Source organism: Luteibacter rhizovicinus DSM 16549 (assembly GCF_001887595.1).
In the GTDB taxonomy this organism is placed as follows: Bacteria; Pseudomonadota; Gammaproteobacteria; order Xanthomonadales; family Rhodanobacteraceae; genus Luteibacter; species Luteibacter rhizovicinus.
The window spans coordinates 2,429,138-2,448,680 of sequence record NZ_CP017480.1; the positions used below are offsets into that span (position 1 = coordinate 2,429,138).

Consider the following 19,543-nt stretch of genomic DNA (forward strand, 5'->3'; position numbering starts at 1 on the left):
TGCTCTTCATGCCGTACGACCGTAGCTGGATGGGCTTTGGCATCATCGGTGCCCTGGAATCGGGCGGCATCGCGCTGCTGGTCGGCATCGTCGTCTACGCGCTGCTGCATTTCCTCGCAGGCAAGAGCAACGGCTGGAGCGACGGCAAGGAAATCTCCATCGCCTTCATCCTCAGCGTGGCGATCGGCGGCGGCCAGGATCTGTGGGACCTGCTCTACTTCACCATGGCGCCCCTGCAGTCACTGACACTGTTGCAGCTGAAGCTGGCCGCCGTGCACGATCCCGACGCCATCGGCCTGCGCGTGTTCTTCGACATCGTCGGTGCGCTGATCGGTGCCTGCATCGGTTGGGTGTTGTTCTCCGGCGGCCTGAAGCGCCTCCTCGCCGGCATGCGCTCACCCTGACGCAGTAGTGCCGCCGCTTTGTGTGGGAGCCGCTTCAGCGGCGATTGGGCGCTTGCTACAACCTTGCCCGCTGCCGCGGGATCGCCGATGAATCGGCTCCCACAGGTCATCGGTCAGCTTTTGTGGGCAAACATCCAGTTCCACAGGTCGGGCGTCGCATACGCCTTCTCCCACGAGCCGTGATTCACACCGGGGAACTCGGTGTATTTCACTTCGGCCTTGCGCTCAAGCAGCGCAGCGTTCATCCGGCGGGATTGCTCGGTCGGCACCACGTGGTCGTCACCCCCGTGGAAAATCCACACCGGTAGCGTGCCGATCGTCTTCGCCGTCCACGCGTAGGCATCCTCGCCCTTGGGCACACCGTGCACGTAGAGATTGCGCCCGTCGTCCGGCAAGGCTTCGACGCCGCCGCAGATGATGGCTGCTGCCGCGAACAGACCGGGGTGGTCGGCGGCGATCTGCCATGAGCCGAAACCACCCATCGACAAGCCGGTGAGGTATAGGCGCTTACGGTCGCCGTGGAACTCCTTCACGCTCTTTTCGAGTGCCGCCAGCGCCATGTCGGCATCGGCCTTGTCGGTCCACTCGGTGTCGTCAGGCGCTTGCGGAATCACCACCACGGCGGGGAAATCCGTGTGCTGTTTCAGCCAGGGCGGCAGACCCTGCGACAGCTGGGCCTGGTTGTCATCGCCGCGCTCGCCGCTACCGTGGAGAAACAGAACGACGGCCGGATGCTTGCCCTCCACATCGGCAGGCACGAAGACCTGATAACGGTAGGTCTTGCCGTGGAGGTCGACGCTGCGTTCGACGAAGTGGGCGGGTGCGGCGGAGACGGTGCTCATGGCGGTCATGGCGGTGAGGAAGGCGAGGGCGCGCAGCATGCTGGTGATCCCGTGGTGGCAGGAGGCCGAGTCAAGCGGAGTAACGCGCGTATCGCAAGCCTTGTTCGCGGCTCGACTTTCGGCCTTGCTGGGCGGCTCGGCTTCGCCGTCGCTCCTCACACTTGGGCGTCTCGCGGGGAGACCTTGGTGTCCACCCTCGCTGCTCAGACAGGTCCTCCGCGTTCCGTAGCGGAAAGGCCGCTGACGCGGCCCGTGTACTTATCTGGCCTACGGCCGCTGCACTTGTGCGGAACTCGCCTCGAGGGTGGACACCAAGGTCTCTCACGACGATACGGTCAGCTGGACGGCGAGCCGTTGGCGTGGATGTGGCCGCCGAACCGGGCCGTCGCGGCAGTGGTTCGGGTACGTGCATCCCGGGTAGGAGAGCGCATTCCTCTCCGAAGCCCTGCCTCGCGCAGACCATCGCGACCAGCGTGCAAGCTCGACCTTTTGGCGATGGCGACGAGCCAGCCGTCGAAGCGGCGGTGCTTCGTCGGCTCGGCCCACACGAACCTCAGCGTTGGGAAGAGTCTTCGGTGTCCACCCTCGAGGCGAGTTCCGCACAAGTGGAGCGGCCGCAGGCCAAATAGGCACATGGGCCGCGTTAGCGGCCTTTCCGCTACGGAACGCGGAGGACCTGTCTGAGCAGCGAGGGTGGGCACCGAAGGCTCTTTGCCTCATCCCTCCACGCAATCGGCCCCTACCTACAAAACCGGGTCGAAGAGGCGGGCGACGTGTAGCGCCACGCGTTGCAGGTAGGTCAGGCGATCGTAGTCGTTCTGGTTCACCTCTTCGGACTGGGCGAAGTCGTGGACCAGCATGGCCTCGATCTGATCGGCGAAAGTCGTGTCCACGTTCAACGCCGAGATCTCGAAGTTCAGGCGGAAACTGCGGTTATCCATGTTCATGCTGCCGACCACGGCGGTATCGTCGTCGATCAGCATGACCTTCTGGTGGATGAAGCCGGGCTGGTAACGGAACATGCGGATGCCGGCCAGCGTGGCTTCGTGCGCATACAGCGTGGAGGCCATGAACACGGTGCGGTGGTCGGGGCGGCTGGGAATGAGGATGCGTACGTCCACACCGCGGAAGACGGCCAGGCGTAGTGCGCCGAACACGGCCTGGTCGGGCACGAAGTAGGGCGTGGTGATCCACACGCGCCTGGTCGCTGCATGGATGGCCTGGGTGAAGAACAGCGAGCAGCTTTCCTGACGGTCCGCCGGGCCGGTGGCGACGATCATCGTGTTGGCGCGACCGCAGCGTTCCGGCGGTGGCGACGACGGCGGTCGTTCGCCGGTGACCCAGTACCAGTCCTCCGCGAACACGCGTTGCAGGTCGGCGACAGCGGGCCCTTCGATTTCCATGTGGGTGTCGCGCCACGGCGAGAGCGGCGGCTTCGCGCCGAGGTATTCGTCACCGGCATTGAGGCCGCCGACGAAACCGCGCACGCCGTCGACCACGAGGACCTTCCGGTGATTGCGGAAGTTCAGCTGGAGGCGGTTCCGCCAACGGCGCGTGGCGAAGGGATGTGCGTTCACGCCGCCGGAACGCAGCGCCTCGATGTAGCTCGCGGGAAGGTCGTGGCTGCCGATGCCGTCATACAGCAGGCAGACCTGGACACCGGCGGCGGCCCGGTCGAGCAGGGCATCACGCAGGCGTCGGCCGAGCACGTCGTCGTGGATGATGAAGAACTGGACCAGGACGTAGTGCTCGGCGCGCGCGATCGCGGCGAACATCGCCTTGAACGCGTCGTCGCCGTCGATGTGCAGCGCCAGTCCGTTGCCGCCGTGCATGGCTGTCTTGAGCATGCGGCCGATGGCCTCGTAGCGCTCGTCGTTCACCGGTGCGGTGACGGGCAGGATGCCTGGCCGGGCCGGGTGCTCGGCTTCCTCGTGGAGCATGAAGAAGCGCGCCTGTCGCTGGCGGTGCAGGTCCACGTAACCGCCGAAGTGGCTGGAGCCGAGGAAGAAGTAGGGGATCAGGGTCACATAGGGCAGCAGGACGAGCCCGAGCACCCAGGCGAAGGCGCCCTGCGCGGTGCGCGTATGCATGACGGCGTGCATGGCGGCGAAGATTCCCGCCACGTGCAGGGTCAGCGCGGCAATCGCGATCATTGACCCGATCATGGGCTACCCGCCTCGATCTTCAATCCTGCGGCAAGAGTCTTTGTCGCGTGCGGGTGTATGTGCATAAGGGCCTGGGGCGGACAATCCACGTTATCGCTTTCCAACGAGCCTAACCCATGAACCCCTCTCCGTCCCGCCTGCCCTTGCTGGCACTGGCTGTAGCCGCGTTTGCGATCGGTACCACCGAGTTCGTGATCATGGGCCTGCTGCCGGAAGTCGCCACCGACCTCAAGGTGAGCATCCCCTCCGCCGGCATGCTGGTTTCGGGCTATGCCCTGGGCGTGGCCCTCGGCGCACCCCTGCTCGCCGCACTCACGGCGAAGATGGAGCGCAAGCATGCACTCCTGCTGCTGATGGGCCTGTTCATCCTCGGCAACGCCTTGTGCGCCATCGCGCCGAACTACGACGTGCTGATGGTGGCACGCGTGGTCGCCGCCTTCTGTCACGGCTCGTTCTTCGGCATCGGTGCCGTGGTCGCCGCCCATCTCGTACCGGCCAACCAGCGCGCTCGTGCCATCGCCCTGATGTTTGCCGGCCTGACGCTGGCGAACGTCCTCGGCGTGCCGTTTGGAACCTTCCTTGGCCAGTGGGCCGGCTGGCGCTCCACGTTCTGGGCCGTTACCGCGCTGGGTGTGATCGCCGCGCTCGGTGTGGTCCGCTTCGTGCCGTCGCTGCCCGACCTCAAGGCACCGGACATGCGTCGCGAATTGCGCGTGCTACGCGAGCCGCAGGCGCTGATCGCCCTGGGCATGACGGTGCTGGGCTTCGGTGGCGTGTTCACCGTGTTCACCTACATCGCGCCGATCCTGCAGGAGCAGTCGCATGTCAGCCCGCACTGGACCGGCGCGGTGCTGGTGCTGTTCGGCCTCGGTACGACCATCGGCAACATACTCGGTGGCCGCCTGGCCGACTGGAAGCTGATGCCTTCGCTGATGGGCATCCTCGTCGTCCTCACCGCCTCGCTGGTCGCCTTCGCCTGGACGATGCATTCGACCGTCGCCTCCGTGGTCACCGTGTTCCTGTGGGGCATTGCCGCGTTCGCCACGATCGCGCCGTTGCAGTCCCGCGTGGTGCATGTGGCTGGCGATGCGCCGAACCTGGCGTCGACGTTGAACATCGCCGCCTTCAACCTCGGTAATGCCGGTGGCGCGTGGCTGGGTGGCGCGGTCCTCGCCGCAGGGTATTCGATGCCGACGGTGAGCCTGACCGGCGCGGCCGTCACCGTGGCGGGCCTCCTTGCTACGATGGCCAGTGTTGCGCTCGAGCGTCGCCGTCCCATGACGGCGGTGGCTGAAGGCGCCTGACTTCCTGGAGAACCGCATGAAAGCCGTTGCCTATCGCACCCCGCTTGCCGTGAACGATCCACAGAGCCTGCTCGACGTCGAACTGCCCACGCCCGAGGCGCAAGGGCGCGACCTGCTGGTGAAGGTCGAAGCCATTTCGGTGAATCCGGTGGACACCAAGATTCGCCGCAACACCGATCCGGAAGGTGCCGCCAAGGTGCTCGGCTGGGACGTTGCGGGCACGGTGGTCGCCGTCGGCCCCGAGGTGCGGCGTTTCAAGCCCGGCGATGCGGTGTGGTACGCGGGCGCACTCGACCGCCCGGGTGCCAACAGCGAGTTCCATGTCGTCGACGAGCGCCTCGTCGGGCGCAAGCCGTCCACGCTGAGCATGGCCGAAGCCGCGGCGCTGCCGCTGACGACGGTGACCGCGTGGGAGCTGATGTTCGAACGCATGGGCATTCCCCATGGCACGCAGGGCCGTCCGGCCACCTTGCTGGTGATCGGTGCCGCCGGTGGCGTCGGTTCGATTGCCGTGCAGCTGGCGCGCCGGCTCACGGGCCTCACCGTGATTGGCAGCGCATCGCGTCCGGAAACGCGTGCGTGGGTCGAGGCCATGGGCGCGCATCACGTGGTCGACCACACGAAGCCCCTGGTCGACGAAGTGCGCGCGGTGGCACCGGACGGTGTCGACTACGTGCTCAGCCTGACACGCACCGAAGACCATTACCCTGCGCTGGTCGAGCTGCTGAAACCGCACGGCAAGCTTGGCCTGATCGACGATCCCGCCGAGCCGATCGATATCCGCCTGATGAAGCGGAAGAGCCTGTCGCTGCACTGGGAGCTCATGTACACGCGCTCCTTGTTCCACACCGACGACATGGCCGAGCAGGGCCGCATCCTCGACGAGGCGGCGAACCTGGTGGATGCGGGGGTGGTGAGGACCACGATGCGCGAGAACGTGGGCGCGATCAATGCGGCCAACCTGCGCAAGGCGCATGGCATGCTCGAGAGTGGCCGGACGATCGGCAAGGTGGTTCTCGAAGGCTTTGCCTGAGAAACCACCCGCCGGTGGCGCCGACTAGCGCGAGTGCGCTCGTTCGGCGCTTTCGGCCATGAGCATGTTCGCCACGCTCTGGGCCTGCTTGCGAATTTCCGGGATGGCCGTGGACTCCCACAGTGCACCGCGAAGCAGGCTGCCGATCGCAAAAAGATTCGAGCGGGCGCGTCCATTGCCGTCGAGCAGATGGCCGTCGGGCAGGGCGGCGAAGCCCAGGCCCAGCGGATCCGGCTTGACGAGGCCGTCGATCACCAGCTGACGCACGAGGCGATGCTCCGTGCGCAGCGTGTCGGTATTGAGGCCGACTGTCTGGATCACGACATCGTAGGATTCGACGGCTTCGCCGCCGCCCGCGAGCCCGCGCCTGACGTCGAGCGCTCCCTCGTGAGAAAGCGACACGCCCCGCATGCGTCCACGCCCACGGGCGAGGCGTCCGGCGCGTTCGAGGGCGGCAATCGAGGCGGCGACCTGCGGCGGCATGCGATGACGCGCGCGTTCCCACGCCCAGCGGGCATGACGCAGGAAGCGCGCACGCTCGGCAACGGGGAGATCGGCCCAGAGCGACTGCGTATGCGGACGCAGGCCATCGACCAGCGTGCGCCAGTCTTCCGCCTGCGACGCGGCGTCGCGCAAGGCGCGCATCCACACGCGCACGTTGGGATCGTCGCGCATCGACTCGACCAGGTCGGCGTCATCGCCACCCGGCGCCGAGGCGGAAGCCAGGTGCGGCTCCGGCAGTTTGCCGTGACGGGACAGGGCGGTGAAGGTCGCGTTCGGCCAGCGCGCCGACAGTTCGAGTACCACGTCGACGGCGGTGAGGCCCAGGCCGATGACCAGCACCCGCAGGGGGCGCTCGTCGACTGGCGCGGAAACCAGATAGGGCCACGGATCGGTGACATAGCGGCCACTGGCGATGGCAGCATCTTCCACGCCGGGCAGCGGTCGCGGAGGCAAGGAACCGATGGCCAGCACGGCAGCTTCCGCGTGCGCGACTTCGTCGCCGTAGCCGATGGTGACACCTTCACTCGAAGGCACCAGCGACTCGGCCATGAAAGGAATGACATTCACGTCGTGACCGAACGAACCGGCGTTCTTGACGGCCTGCTCGACGCGGGACTGCAGGAAATCGCCATACAGGCGACGAGGCAGGAAGTCCGAACCTTTCACGGCCGGATTCAACGCTTGCGCGTATTCGAGGAACCCACCGGGTTTGCTGACGAACATGCCCATGGATGCGGCGCGTACGTTGAGCAGGTGGCGCTCCGATGGCGTGCCGTAGGCAACACCACGCCCGGCGCTCACGGCGCCGGCATACCAGTTCAGGTGCAACGGCCGGGGCGTACGACGCTCCAGCAATTCGCTCACCAGCGTCGCCGCTGCTGCGCCACCGCCGATGATGGCGACTTTATGAAACATGCTTTGGTCCTTCGCCCTTGCGTTGGGGTGGAGGGCCGTTAGACCGTCAGGCCGTCAGGCGTCCCGCAATAATCGATTGCCTCGGTCGTGCGATCCAGTGTCCCGAAGGACCGGGCTGCTCATACGCGAGGTACTGTGCCAGATCGCCACCGTACACGTGAAGCGTGAGCGCGGTGTCATGGCGCGACAAATTGCGGCAGCGGTGGGCGTGCGCTTCCGCGGCTTCGAACCATGTCGCGTCGCCGGGGCCGAGCCAGGTGCGGCCGGTGCTGCGCAGCGAATGGTCGGTGTCGTCTTTGTCGAAGGATTCGACTTCCAGTGCACCGGCGATCATGGCTTCGAGGCCCCATAGACCGCCGTGGTCATGCACCGGTGTGGCATAGCCCGGCGGCCAGGCCATGACGAGGATGCTCACGCCCGGGCGAGCCCGTTCGGCGACCATCCAGCGTTCGAAGCCGCGACGACGCTCGCGCAACGGCCCCAGTGCCTCGATGACATCCGCGTGGCGGCCATGCAGCACACGGCCGATCTCACGCCCCATGGAGGCGAGGTCGGGCTGTGCCACGTCCGAATGATCGAGCGCGATGTCCCGCAAGGTCTTGATGATGGAAGAACGCTTACCCATGGCCCGAGGCCGTCCACATAAATCGACTGGCGGGAAGTGGAGCATGGGGCCCGTTAAAGCCTCGTAACCCGGGACCTTCGCAACGGCTTTAAACTCTTAGGGCGCAGGCTGCATCGAACTGTCGGAACCGCCCCCTGGCGGCTGTCGTCCCACGGAGAGCAAAGCCATGATCGTCCTCACCTCGCTCGTCGTCCTTGCCGTTGGTTTCTGGCTGGTCTTCGCGCTTATCGGCGCCGTGCTGAAGCTGGTGTTCGGCATCATCGGCGGTGTTTTCAGCCTCGTCGGCAGCATCCTCGGCGCCGTGATCGGCGGTGTGGTGATGCTGGTGGTCGCCCCTGTCGTCGCCCTGGCCCTGTTGCCGGTGCTGCTACCGGTGGCCTTCCTCGCGCTCATCGTCTGGGCCATCGCGCGTTCGTCGCGCCGCCCGGACGTGGTCGTGATGCCCGCCAGTCATCGCTGACCGGAACGCCCCGGCCCTTGCCGGGGCGTCCGTCGCACGGTCTCAGATACGCCTCAGATACTTCTCAGATCGAAGTTCACCGGGATACGTGCCCAGGCCTGTACCGCGTGCCCGTTGGACTGCGCCGGCTGGAAACGCCACCTTGCGAGCACCTGGTCGCGCGCTGCCCGGTCGAGTAGCTCATGACCGCTGCTGGACTCGATGACCACATCCAGGGGCTTGCCGGTCTCGTCCACCAGGACACGTAAGGTCACCGTGCCCTGCATGTGGCCGCGAATCGCCTGAGCCGGATACTTCGGCGCAGGCGCGGCCACGTAGGCGAGCGTGGCCTCGACGGGTCCGGCCTGTTCGGTCGGTGGCGATAAGGTGACCGGAGCGGGTGGAACCATCGGCGCCGTACCCTCGTCGGTCGCCATGGGTGGCGTCACCACCGGTGGGGCTTCGACGTGCTTCTGCAACGTGGTCGTCGGTGGTGCCTTGGTCGGAATCCGTTGAAGCTCGATCGGCGGTGGCGGCTTCACGGGAGGGGGTGGTTCGACGAACTGGAGCACGAACGGCTGGGTGGATCGAGGCGCATCCACCATGTGGGCGACCATGGGGCGCATCACGGCGATGAGCGCGGCGGCGTTCAAGGCGATGGCCGCACTCATGGCGACGATGCGAACGGTATCCGGGTGAACCCCGGCCAGGGACTGCGGACGAGCGAACGACATGAGCCACCTCCTGCAACGTGGGGGAAGGTGATGCGCGGTCGGGAACACGGCCGATGGGGATCGGCGGGGATCGTGTTCAGGTCCGGTTGCAGAGTAGGCAGGGTTCGCAGGAAGTTGCAAGCCGGCCGTTTAGATGGCTATTGGGTTACCGCTGACGGATATGGGCAAGCAGCACGGATATGGCAAGCACCCATCGCCGAGGAATCGTCTCCTACAACGAGCGGCTCTTGTGGGAGCCGATTCATCGGCGAAAGCCAGCTCGCCTCAGTGCGCCACCAACATAGGCACATCCGACTGCATGAAGAGAAAGCGCGTCGTTCCCCCAAGCACCATCTCCGACAACCGCGAACGCCCCCAGGCGCCCATGACGATCAGGTCCGCCTTCTCCTGATGAGCCAGCTCGAGCAAGGCCGGCCCCGGTGACGGCTGAGCGGCCGCATCCAGTCGCCTCACGTCGGCCTTCACCCCATGGGTGTCCAGCCAGCCGCAAATATCGGTGTCGGGCAGGGCGCAGGTGTCGAGGTCTTCATCGCGGCTGCCGTCGATGACGGTAACGCGCGCCGCTTTGCGCAACAGCGGCAGGGAGGAGCGGACCGCCAGCGCGGATTCGCGGCTGCCGCTCCAGGCGACCAGCACATGTTCGCCCAGGGTCTCCACCGGCGCCGCCTCGGGCACCACGAGCACGCCACGGCTGGCGCCGAACACGGTGCGCGACACGACGCCGAAGCCGACCGGTGCATCGCCACGCATGGTGGAGGAGCGTTCCATCACGAGCATGTCGTATCCGGCCGAGGCATGGCAGAGGAGGGTGACGGTGTCGCCGTTGCCCACCCGCCAGTTGCCCTTGAGACCCCGCGATTCGAGCAGCTGCGACCAGTCCGCGCCGACCGCCTTGGCGTCCGTGGAACGTTGGCGGACGGCGTCCAGCTGCATCGGGACCGCTTCGGGCACGGTGAATGCGGCGGCGGGCAGGTCGACGACGTGCATACCGTCCAGCCTTGCGTCGATACGCGCGGCGATGGCCAGGGCGGCACGAAGGCCCGCGCCCTGCGGGGGAAGACGACCGATGTGCACGAGCAGTTCGAGTGTCATGGCCCATGGAACAACGCGGGGTGCGTGCAGGTCAATGACCGCGACCGCGTGGCGGCCCAATTGCGAGTGTTTCGCAACAACGGGTGGCATCGGTTACCCTCGGTTCTTTGCGTCGTCCGGAAATGCCCATGGCCACCGAAAGCCTCCAACCGAGCTATCCCTTCGCCGAGGAAGTCGCCAGCAGCGTGATCCACGCCATCGGCCTCGTGCTGAGCATTGCCGGGTTGGCCATCCTGGTGGCGTTCTCGGCCATGTATGGCGGCCCACGTGCGGTAGTAGCCAGTTCGGTGTTCGGCGGTACGCTGATCCTGCTGTACACGGCATCGACGCTGTATCACTCGATTCCCGGCGTGATGGCCAAGCGCGTGCTGCGCACGTTCGATCACATTGCGATCTTCCTGCTCATTGCCGGCACCTATACGCCGTTCACGCTGCTCGCCCTGCCAGGCGCGTGGGGCTGGGGTCTGTTCACGACGATCTGGAGCCTTGCGATCATCGGCAGCCTCGCCGAGCTCGGCATCCTCAAGCGCTACCGCAAAGCAGCGGTGCTGATGTACGTGTTGATGGGCTGGGTCGCGGTGATCGCGATCGAACCCTTACGTGAGCACGTGGAAACCGGCGGCCTGGTCCTGCTGTTCGGCGGCGGCATGGCTTACATGCTTGGCGTGCCGTTCTATCTGGCGCGAAAGCTGCCGTATCACCACGCGATCTGGCACGTATTCGTGCTTGCAGGCAGCGTGCTGCATTTCCTGGCGGTGTTGCTTTATGTGATCCCGGACGCGCCGGGGCATTGATCGGCAGGTGGCCGGGCTTGGTGTGGGTGGCTCGGCTTTATGTGGATGGCTTGGCTTTATGTGGATGGCCTGGCTTTATGTGGGAGCCGCTTCAGCGGCGATGTGCCTTTCAGCTACACCGCTCCGTTGGCTTTTCGCCGATGAATCGGCTCCCACATGGACTACTTGAAGCGCGTGCGTACCGCTTCGGCCAGCAGGTCCGGTGGCAGCAGCCCCTGGGCGATCAGGAAATCGTTGAAGGCCTTGCGATCGAACGTCTTGCCCAGGCGGACCTGCGTTTCCGCCCGTAGCTGCAGGATGCGCGTGTAGCCGTAGAAATAGGCCGTGGCCTGCCCGGGGCTGGTGAGCGTGTAGCGATCCAGTTCCTGGCGTGCCAGGGGCTCGGACAGGCCGACGTCGTTGACGAGGATGTCGTGGGCTCGGTCGCGATCGATCAGGCCCAGGTTGAGCATCGGATCGAGGAAGGCGCGCGCGGCACGCAGCAAGCGGAACTGCAATGCGACGAACTGACCTGCCGGCGGTTCGTACGGCATCATTTCCATTTCGGAATAGAGAGCCCAGCCTTCCACGTTCACGCTGTTGAAGGCGAACAGGCTGCGCGTGAGCGACACGCCTTGTTCCACCATCGCGGCGAATTGCAGCTCATGCCCGGGTCGACCTTCGTGCGCGGTCAAGGTCCACGCGGCGGCCTCGAAGGTGAAGTCGTCGTACATCTGTGTCTTTTCGCCACCCTTGGGCGGATTGCCCGTCGTCAGCACGAAGGTGCCGCGCTGCCCCGTATTGCCGACGAACGGGGGCGGATCCATGTGCGGTGCAGGCGAGCGTGCGTTCTCCGCATCGGAGGCGACACGCATGGCCATCTGCCGTTGCGGCAGTTCGACGATGCGTTGCTTGCGGATGGCATCTTCGATCTTCAGCAACACCTCGTGATAGGTGGGTTCGACCTTGTCCTTGGCGAGCTGCTTCTTCTTCAAGCCCTTGAGCACGTCGCGGTAGTCGCCCTCGGGCAGACCCTCGGCCTTCGCCACCACGGGTGCGAGCGCCTGCAGCGCGTACGTCGTTTCCATGAATTCGAGCTCCGCACGCCCGATCAGGTCACGCGGTGCGATGTCGAGGCCGACCTGTTCGAGGTTGTAGGCGTAGAGCGGCTCGGGCAGGCGGAAGTCGGTGCGTGCGAGGGGCAGCACGGTCTTCTTCACCCACGCGTTGTAATCCTTCAGTTGCTTGTCTAGCTTCGCCATGGCCTCGTCGCTGCCGGCGACTTTCTTCTCGGCGAAGAGTTTGCGGATGCCGTCCACGTAGCGCTGCGTATTGCCGAGCTTCTGTTCGACGTCGGCCCTGACCGGTCCAAGCAAGGCCTTGTCGCCGAGCTTTTCGCTGGTGCGCGCACGGGCCTCGTCGACCAGGGCCTTGCAGCCGGGCGTCATGCCGACATAGCACTTCAGGCGGCCCAGGGCGGCCTGGTTCTGCTCCGGTGTACTTTGCTCGTTGAGCAACGAGAATTCGCCGCTGAAGACGATCTGCCCTGCGTCATACCAGGGCAGCAGGTACTTGTCGTTGAGGTCGATGCCCTTGATGCTGCCGTCGATCTGTTTGATCAGGATCTGCAGGTCCTGATGGACGTTAGGATCCTTCTCTTCCGCGAGGCGTTGCGCGTACTTCGCGCGCGCGGCGACGAGTGCTTCGCGCTGGCGCTTGTCGGTGTCGGCACCCAGGTCCGCGGTTTTCTCGTCGTAGCCCTTCACGCCGATATCGGTTGCCGTTTCCGGGCTGAAGCGCGCGGTGAGATCGAGCAGGGTCTGCGCATCGGCGTTACTGCGTGCGATCCAGTCAGCGGGCTTGGCGTCCTGCGCATGGGCGGCGCCCATGGTGAGCGCGATGGCGGCGGCGAGGCTCAGTCGTCGAAACATGGGTGTCTCCCCGTGATGGTCCCTGGAGACTAGCCGCTGGGCCCAGGCCCGCCAATGTGCCGGATGGCGGGTCAGCTGAAGAGGAGGGCGAGGCCAGCCAGGCCGATCATGAGGAACGACAGCACGACCTTGGCCACGACACCTAGCAGCATGCCGAACCAGGTACTCACGCCGACATGTGCGGAGCGCAGGATGCTTTTCCCCGACCACAGCTCGCCGATCACGGCGCCCGCGAAGGGCCCGATCAGAAGCCCCGGAAGGCCGAAGAACATGCCGATGGTGGTGCCGATGCCGGCACCCCACAGGGCCCGTGGACTGGCGCCGATCTTTTTCGCACCGAGCGATCCGGCGATGAAGTCCACGGCGACGCCGAGCACGGCGATGGCACCGATCGCCACCAGCCAGCCCCAACCCAGGTGTCGATACCCGTCCACGGCGGCGGCCAGCCAGATCCCGCCAAAAATCATCGGGACGCCGGGCAGGACCGGCAGGATGGCACCCGCGACGCCGCCGATGATGAGGGCGGCGGCGAGGACGTAGAGGAACAGATCCATCAACGGAAGGCCCCGCGATACTCCGGCTTCAGGTACGACGCGAAGGCATCGCTGGGCACGTCCACCGCCTGTGGGCCGGCGGCGTACGAGGCCACCTGGTAGGGCGGGAAGATGAAGGTCAGGCCATGGACCTTGTTGTCCGGGCCCGTCAGCAGGCTGAATACGCGAAAGTGGTCCTTGCCGGGCTCGGTGCCGGCGGCGATCTGCTCGCTGTCCGAGGCGAGCGGTTCGTCCTGGTCGTCCAGCGCCGTGAGCAGTTGGCGCCGTGCCTCGGCGGCGAAAGCCTTTTCCGCGGCGCGCGGATCGGCGAACAGCTCGCGAATACCGATGACGCGATGGGTTTCGAGATCGTAGGTGAAGCTGTCGACGATGGGTGCCGGATGGGTTGCGCCGGTGAAGGCGGAGCCGTCGACCTGCACATTGATGAAGCGGTCGGTTCGCGAGGCGACCGCGATATCCAGATTGAGGTCCCAGGGCAGCTCCCGGGCGCGTTCACGCGCACCGGGGGCATCCAGGCTGTCCATGAACGCGCGCTTCTGCCGATCGACATAGCGCTCGATGGTCGCGCGCAGCGGCTCGGCCCTCGGCGGCAGGTCGGGCAAGGACAATTCCATCGTATACAGGCCCTCCTGGCCGGATTCGGTATCCTTGTCGACGCTCGCCCGTGCGGGCGGCGGCGAGTCCCCGCCGTTCGTCCGGTCCGTTCCGCCGCGGCAAGCTGCAAGGCCGGCCGTGGCAAAGACCAGCGACAGGATGTGTCGCACCAGCATGTCGGCAATTCCTCCCTGCAAGGCTCGCATCTTAGCGTAGCCCCTCCACGGCGCAGGGAGCGTCAACGAATCGAAGGAATAGCGTGCACGACGCGACGACGGAAAACGTCACCCTCCTCAAAGCCGACGAGCTCGGTCGCATCGAGCGTGTCGAACGCGGCGGCCAGTTGCTGATTCGTCGCGATATCGCGGCGGCACGCTGGTGGGCGCGCGCGTTTGCCCGCCGCGCGGCCGCTCGCGAGGCGCGCGCTCTCGGTCGTCTGGAGGGCATCGACGGTGTGCCGCGCCTGCTGGCATGGAACGGTCGCGTGCTCGAGCGCAGCTACATGGCGGGCGAGCCGATGCAGGTCGGCAGGCCGCTGGATCCCGCGTACTACCGTGAGGCGCTGCGCCTGCTCGCCCGTTTGCACCGGCGCGGCATCGTGCACAACGACCTGGCCAAGGAGCCGAACTGGCTGGTGCGTGAGGACGGATCGCCGGGTCTGGTCGATTTTCAGATCGCGTGGACCCGTGGACGCCGCGGCAACCTGTTTCGCCTGCTGGCCCGGGAAGACCTTCGCCATCTGCTCAAGCACAAGCGTACCTACGCGCCGGACCGGCTATCCGCCCGGCAGCGGGCGATCCTCGCTGCACCAGCGCCGCATTCGCGGCTATGGCGCGCCACCGGCAAGCGCCTCTACAAGCTCATCGCGCGGCGGATCTTCGGCTACTGGGACAACGAAGGCCAGGGTCGCATCCGCCGCTGACGGCAGGATCCGATTCCCTAGCCCCCTGTGGGAGCCGATTCATCGGCGATCCCGCGGCAGCGGGCCGCGACTCACTTCTCGACAAACGCCCGCTCGATCACGTAATCGCCCGGCTCCCGCGTGCGCGGAGACGCCTGAAACCCTTCGCCGTCCAGCAGCACGCAGATATCGTCCAGCATCGACGGGCTGCCACACAGCATCACCCGGTCTTCCGCCGGATTGATTTGCGGCAGGCCGAGCGCGCGGGCCATCTCGCCGTCCGCGATGGCGTCCGTGATGCGACCGCGGTTGCGGAAGTCTTCGCGCGTGACGGTCGGGTAGTAGCGCAGCTTTTCGCGCACCAGGTCGCCCAGGTACTCGTGCTCGGGCAGCACGTTTTCGATGTAGTCGGAGTAGGCCAGGTCGTTCACGTGACGAACGCCGTGCGCGAGGACGATGGTGTCGAAGCGCTCGTAGGTTTCCGGGTCGCGGATGATCGACAGGAACGGTGCAAGACCGGTGCCCGTGCCGAGCAGGTACAGGCGCTTGCCTGGCTTGAGGTCGTTCAGTACCAGCGTGCCGGTGGGCTTGCGACTGACGATGATCGGGTCGCCGGGCTTCAGGTGTTGCAGGCGCGAGGTCAGTGGGCCGTCCTGCACCTTGATGCTGAAGAACTCCAGGTGCTCCTCGTAGTGAGCGCTGGCGATCGAGTACGCCCGCATCAGCGGGCGGCCTTCCACTTCCAGCCCGATCATCACGAAGTGCCCGCTTTCAAAGCGAAAACCGGGATCGCGCGTGGTGCGGAAACTGAAAAGCGTGTCGTTCCAGTGGTGCACGTCGATGACGTGCTCGGTCGCCAATGCCACCATGGTCTGTTCGAACCTCGAAGTCGTAGTGACGGAGCTACCGCGCCATGCGGGGAAGCCGGGGATCAGCTGGGGAAGCGGCCTGCGGGGGCCGCGCTGCCTCGCGCGTCGTGGCCGCTAGGATAATCCATATCCCGCCGCCGGCCCAACCGGCCTGTGGGGCCGCGATGGGGCATGCGCTGGTCGCGTCCTGCCTTTAAGATGCAAACCCCCTGCCGGAACAAGGTGCTACCGATGACGAAGCCCGACTACGCCGAGGGCCAGGTCTGGACCTACGACCACCGCCCTGGTGAGGATGGCTCGCGGGTCGTCATTCGCAAAAAGGGCGTCGAGCCGGAGGATGGCGAGGTGTTTCACATCTCGATCCTGGGCGTAAAGCTGCGCAACCACCGGGTAGAAGGCGGCTTCCAGCCCGCCATGCATCACGCCGCCGTGCTGCGGACCACGCTGGACAAGAGCCTGCGTGAGCTGACCAAGGCCTCGAACGACGATGCGGGCTGGGAGAATGGCTACGGCGTCTGGCGCCAGGCGTACGACAACGGTGACGCCGGCGTTTTCGACCTCAGCGTCGCGGAGATCCTTGGGTATATCGAGATGGTAGTGGCCGCCTCGGGTGAGGCCCGCTAAAAAAAGAGCGCCCGGCTTCGGAAACCGGCTGGGGAGAAGCCGGCATCCGAAGGGGGCGCAAGAGTTACACAGGGATTGGTAAAGGTTTACGCGTTCTTAGAAGTCGTACGTGACTGCCAGGCGGCCGTAACGCGGATCCTGCGTATAGAGCGGCACGCGGTAGATCGTGTTGACCGTGTTGGCCGGGCCTTCGCTTGCCGGGTAACGGAAGATCGCGCGCTGCTCGTTGAGGACGTTGAAGACGTTCGCCGAGAAAGCGAGCTTCTGGTCGGCCCACAACGGGCGGTACGTGATGCCCAGGTCCAGGTTGAACGTCCACGGCAGGCGGCCATGGCTGCCCGGCGGGGACGGCTCGCCATTGCAATAACGATACGAGCTGCCATACGAGACCGGATCGGTATGGTCGGGACCGTAGTAACCGGTACAGACTTCCGGAGCGCCCGAAGCGGCCTGGAGGTTACCGGAGACCTGCCATTCGGGGGCGAACTGCCAGTAGCCATACGCCTTGAAGACGTGGGTATGGTCGTTACCCTGCGGGCCGTTGGCGTTCTCCATCACATACCGGTTGTCCCAGTCCACGCTGCCGGCGGCACCGTCCTGACGGGTATCGGTACGTGCCTGGCCTTCGGTGTTGCCGTAGCTGCGCGAGAAGACGTAGTCGAACTTGCCGTACCAGACGCCGTCGAAGCTGTGCTCGATGAAGGTCTCGAGGCTGTAGTACTTGCGCTTCAGGGCCGGGAAGCCGAGTTCGTCACGGCTGAGCGGGACTTCCTGGGCATTGCCGCTGGCATCCAGCACGGTGAACGTGTTCGCCGCGCCGCCGTTGATCAGGTAGCAGCTGTTGGTCGAACCCACGCTGTAGCCGAGAGCCGCGGCCTTGGCCTTCACCAGGTCGATGTCGCAGAAGTCGTCGATGGCCGCGTGAAGCGTGCGCTTGGTCAGCTTCGCACCGTAAACCCAGTTGCTGCCCAGGGTCTTGTCGAAGCCCAGGATGTATTCGTCCTGGTTCTCGGCCTTGAGGCCCTTGCCCGCCACGGTGCGCGGGTCGGGCGGAATGCCGTACGAGTTGTTCGCCGAGACCGGCTGGCTGATCTGGGTGAGGCCCGTCGGACGCCCCAGGCTGTCGATGCCGGAGTAGGTGTAGTACTGCTGCGTGGCGGTGTAACCCGCGGCTGCGCCCGTTGCCGGGTTCAGCGGAAGGCCGAGGTAGTAGCGACCGGCGTTGCCGAACACCTTGAACGATCCATCACCGTTGACGTCCCACGACGCACCCAGGCGCGGAGCCCACTGCGGCTTGGTCTGCGTGATGAACGCCTGTCCGGACTGGTTATAGTCGGTGAACTGGTCGTTGCGCAGGCCGAGCGAAAGCAGCACGGTGTCGGTGACCTGCCACTTGTCTTCGATGTACTGCGCGCGCTGGTCGGAGCGGACGTTGACCAGGTTGTTGACCACGTTCTTGCTGACGTAGTAGCCGCCGGCGCCGTTCGGGAACAGGGCCGGTGCGGGAACGAAGTTGATGCCCGGCGCTTCGGAAATCGGCGTGTTGGGGCTATCGGTCTTGCCATAGGTCCAGGCATAGCCGGGGCCCGGGCTGTTCGTACCGAAGTCTTCGGCGCGCGACTTGACGTTGTCGATACCTGCCGAGATCGTGTGGTCGCCCAGGGTGTAAGCGACGTCGAAGCGGAAGTTGGTCGACTTGTTACCGCGACCGGGCGAGCTGAGGTCGGCCACCTGGTTGTTGTGGATCGCCGTACCGCTGTTCAATGCCGGATTCTGCTGGTCGGAGCTGTCGACGCGCGCGAGGGACGGATCGTAGTTCGTCGGCTGGTCGTAGTTCTTCGTCTGCATCTGACCGTACATGGCGCTGATGGTCAGGGAGTCGGTGACGTAGCTGGTGAACTTCGCGACGTAGAGATCGCCGCCGGTCTTGGTGTTGTCGACGTCGCCGATCTTGTCGGTGCGCTGGAGGTTGGCGTAGTCGTAGTTGTAACGCGTGCCAGAACCTTCGCGCTTGTCGGAGGCGCCGGTCAGCTCGAGGATGTTGCTGTCGTTGATGTTCCAGTCGAGCTTGGAGTACCAACGCGGTGCCTTGTACGTGTTCGTCGATGCCGGCGGATTCGTACCCACCGAGTTGACGTTGTGCTGGCCGGTCTTCTCGAACTCACCCGCCACGAAGAAGAACAGCTTGTCCTTGATCAGCGGACCACCGGCATAGGCACTGACGGTGGTGATCCACTGACGATTTTCACTCTTCGGCTGGTAGAGATCGCCGGCGGGTGCGGACGAGGGCACGCGTGTGTAATACAGGTTGTCGTTGTCGGCGCGCGCGAATGCGGGCTGCCAGATCACCTGGGCGCCGAAGTGCCATTCGTTGGTGCCGCGCTTGCCGACCTGGCTGATCACGCCGCCGTCGGAACGTCCGTACTGCGCGCTGTAACCGCCGGTGTAGACCTCCTGCTGGTCGATCGCGCCGTAAGGCAGCTGCAGGCCGCCGACCGCGCTCAGCGGATCGGTGGTGTTGAAGCCGTTGACGTAATAGGCGTTTTCATTGGACGCCGCGCCGCCGAAGCTGGCGATCTGGTGGCCGGTGTCGCTCTTGAAGTTGCCGCCGTTCATGACGACGCCGGGTGCGAGCTGCGCGATGGCTTCCGCACTGCGTCCCAGCGGCAGCTTGGCCAGCTGTTCGGAAGTGATGATCGTGCGCGAGTCGACGGCGGTCACGTCGATGTTGGGCATCGCGGTACCGGTAACCGTCACACCGCTGAGCGAGGTGGCGTCGGCACTCGAACCGGCCGTCGCCGGCGCCGCGTTGAACGACACGTCCGTGCTGGAACCGACACGCAGGCTCACGTCCTTGCGCGAATCGACGGTGGCACCGTCGCGCTGCAGGCTGACCGTGTAGGTGCCGAGCGGAAGCTGGTTGGCGGCGTACTTGCCGCGCGCGTCGACGGGCACTTCGCGGCGGAAGCCGTTGGCGCTTTCGATGAGGACGGTTTCATTCCCGCCCGTGGGCACGTTGCCGTTGATGCTGCCGGTAGTGGACTGCGCGTAGACGCTCGACACGCCGCCCAGGCAGGTACACACCGCCAGTGCGAGTGCGCTCCTGCGAATTAGAAACTGGTTTTTCATGCCTTCCCCGAAATGTCTTTGCCCCGGAATGACGGCAGCACGGGACCGCGGCGATAGGCCCCCGCCTTTCGCCGTGTCTGGAGCCTCGAAGACCCCCTCCCGCACTCCATC

18 protein-coding genes are annotated in these 19,543 nt (G+C 65.6%); 7 read left to right on the forward strand and 11 right to left on the reverse strand.

Features of this window, described 5'->3' with window-relative positions; all coding sequences use genetic code 11:
• Nucleotides 1–8 precede the first annotated feature (8 nt).
• Nucleotides 9–404 carry a hypothetical protein gene (locus tag BJI69_RS10945; protein WP_071924933.1) on the forward strand — a complete coding sequence of 132 codons (396 nt, stop codon included), beginning with the start codon at nucleotides 9–11 and terminating at the stop codon, nucleotides 402–404.
• Nucleotides 405–517: 113 nt separating this feature from the next.
• Here the strand turns inward: BJI69_RS10945 and BJI69_RS10950 are convergent, their stop codons facing one another.
• Both BJI69_RS10950 and cls read right to left on the reverse strand, forming a co-directional pair.
• Entirely contained in the window at nucleotides 518–1,285 is a 768-nt protein-coding gene (locus BJI69_RS10950; protein WP_125903031.1) for a carboxylesterase family protein, read from the reverse strand.
• Nucleotides 1,286–1,989: 704 nt separating this feature from the next.
• Complete coding sequence (cls, locus tag BJI69_RS10955; protein WP_244890681.1) at nucleotides 1,990–3,399, reverse strand: cardiolipin synthase; 1,410 nt, start codon at nucleotides 3,397–3,399, stop codon at nucleotides 1,990–1,992.
• 128 nt (nucleotides 3,400–3,527) lie between these two features.
• Here cls and BJI69_RS10960 point away from each other — a divergent pair, with 128 nt between their 5' ends.
• Both BJI69_RS10960 and BJI69_RS10965 read left to right on the forward strand, forming a co-directional pair.
• A complete protein-coding gene (locus BJI69_RS10960; RefSeq protein WP_046981468.1) occupies nucleotides 3,528–4,715 on the forward strand; it encodes an MFS transporter in 1,188 nt (395 codons plus the stop codon).
• A gap of 16 nt (nucleotides 4,716–4,731) precedes the next feature.
• On the forward strand, nucleotides 4,732–5,748 hold the full coding sequence (locus BJI69_RS10965; protein ID WP_046981469.1) for a zinc-binding alcohol dehydrogenase family protein: 1,017 nt from the start codon (nucleotides 4,732–4,734) through the stop codon (nucleotides 5,746–5,748).
• 24 nt (nucleotides 5,749–5,772) lie between these two features.
• Here BJI69_RS10965 and BJI69_RS10970 read toward each other — a convergent pair whose 3' ends face one another.
• A complete protein-coding gene (locus BJI69_RS10970; protein ID WP_071924934.1) occupies nucleotides 5,773–7,167 on the reverse strand; it encodes an FAD/NAD(P)-binding protein in 1,395 nt (464 codons plus the stop codon).
• Nucleotides 7,168–7,213: 46 nt separating this feature from the next.
• Complete coding sequence (locus BJI69_RS10975; protein ID WP_046967301.1) at nucleotides 7,214–7,792, reverse strand: cysteine dioxygenase; 579 nt, start codon at nucleotides 7,790–7,792, stop codon at nucleotides 7,214–7,216.
• A gap of 166 nt (nucleotides 7,793–7,958) precedes the next feature.
• On the opposite strand from BJI69_RS10975, the gene BJI69_RS10980 reads away from it, so the two are divergent.
• Nucleotides 7,959–8,252, forward strand: a complete 294-nt coding sequence (locus tag BJI69_RS10980; protein ID WP_046967300.1) for a hypothetical protein — start codon at nucleotides 7,959–7,961, stop codon at nucleotides 8,250–8,252.
• A 53-nt stretch (nucleotides 8,253–8,305) separates the two neighbouring features.
• On the opposite strand, the gene BJI69_RS10985 is transcribed toward BJI69_RS10980, so the two are convergent.
• Both BJI69_RS10985 and BJI69_RS10990 read right to left on the reverse strand, forming a co-directional pair.
• A complete protein-coding gene (locus BJI69_RS10985) occupies nucleotides 8,306–8,965 on the reverse strand; it encodes an energy transducer TonB (protein WP_046967299.1) in 660 nt (219 codons plus the stop codon).
• A gap of 264 nt (nucleotides 8,966–9,229) precedes the next feature.
• Nucleotides 9,230–10,057 carry a universal stress protein gene (locus tag BJI69_RS10990; RefSeq protein WP_046967298.1) on the reverse strand — a complete coding sequence of 276 codons (828 nt, stop codon included), beginning with the start codon at nucleotides 10,055–10,057 and terminating at the stop codon, nucleotides 9,230–9,232.
• Nucleotides 10,058–10,179: 122 nt separating this feature from the next.
• On the opposite strand from BJI69_RS10990, the gene trhA reads away from it, so the two are divergent.
• On the forward strand, nucleotides 10,180–10,851 hold the full coding sequence (gene trhA / locus BJI69_RS10995; protein ID WP_046967297.1) for a PAQR family membrane homeostasis protein TrhA: 672 nt from the start codon (nucleotides 10,180–10,182) through the stop codon (nucleotides 10,849–10,851).
• Nucleotides 10,852–11,012: 161 nt separating this feature from the next.
• Here trhA and BJI69_RS11000 read toward each other — a convergent pair whose 3' ends face one another.
• The 3 genes from BJI69_RS11000 to BJI69_RS11010 all read right to left on the reverse strand — a co-directional run bounded on the left by BJI69_RS11000 (nucleotide 11,013) and on the right by BJI69_RS11010 (nucleotide 14,085).
• Nucleotides 11,013–12,761, reverse strand: a complete 1,749-nt coding sequence (locus BJI69_RS11000) for a DUF885 domain-containing protein (protein ID WP_046967296.1) — start codon at nucleotides 12,759–12,761, stop codon at nucleotides 11,013–11,015.
• A 71-nt stretch (nucleotides 12,762–12,832) separates the two neighbouring features.
• Entirely contained in the window at nucleotides 12,833–13,315 is a 483-nt protein-coding gene (locus tag BJI69_RS11005) for a DUF456 domain-containing protein (RefSeq protein WP_046967295.1), read from the reverse strand.
• On the reverse strand, nucleotides 13,315–14,085 hold the full coding sequence (locus BJI69_RS11010) for an RsiV family protein (protein ID WP_046967294.1): 771 nt from the start codon (nucleotides 14,083–14,085) through the stop codon (nucleotides 13,315–13,317). Before BJI69_RS11010 ends, BJI69_RS11005 begins: the two co-directional genes overlap by 1 nt.
• A gap of 83 nt (nucleotides 14,086–14,168) precedes the next feature.
• Here BJI69_RS11010 and BJI69_RS11015 point away from each other — a divergent pair, with 83 nt between their 5' ends.
• A complete protein-coding gene (locus BJI69_RS11015) occupies nucleotides 14,169–14,831 on the forward strand; it encodes an RIO1 family regulatory kinase/ATPase domain-containing protein (protein WP_046967293.1) in 663 nt (220 codons plus the stop codon).
• Between the two features lie 71 nt (nucleotides 14,832–14,902).
• Here the strand turns inward: BJI69_RS11015 and BJI69_RS11020 are convergent, their stop codons facing one another.
• Nucleotides 14,903–15,679: a ferredoxin--NADP reductase gene (locus BJI69_RS11020; RefSeq protein WP_046967292.1), complete on the reverse strand. Its 777-nt coding sequence runs from the start codon at nucleotides 15,677–15,679 to the stop codon at nucleotides 14,903–14,905.
• Between the two features lie 231 nt (nucleotides 15,680–15,910).
• Between BJI69_RS11020 and BJI69_RS11025 the strand changes: the two genes are divergently transcribed.
• A complete protein-coding gene (locus BJI69_RS11025) occupies nucleotides 15,911–16,303 on the forward strand; it encodes a hypothetical protein (RefSeq protein ID WP_052767129.1) in 393 nt (130 codons plus the stop codon).
• A gap of 96 nt (nucleotides 16,304–16,399) precedes the next feature.
• Here the strand turns inward: BJI69_RS11025 and BJI69_RS11030 are convergent, their stop codons facing one another.
• Nucleotides 16,400–19,432 (reverse strand): TonB-dependent receptor, encoded by a 3,033-nt coding sequence (locus tag BJI69_RS11030; protein ID WP_046967291.1) that lies wholly within the window; start codon nucleotides 19,430–19,432, stop codon nucleotides 16,400–16,402.
• Nucleotides 19,433–19,543: the final 111 nt, after the last annotated feature.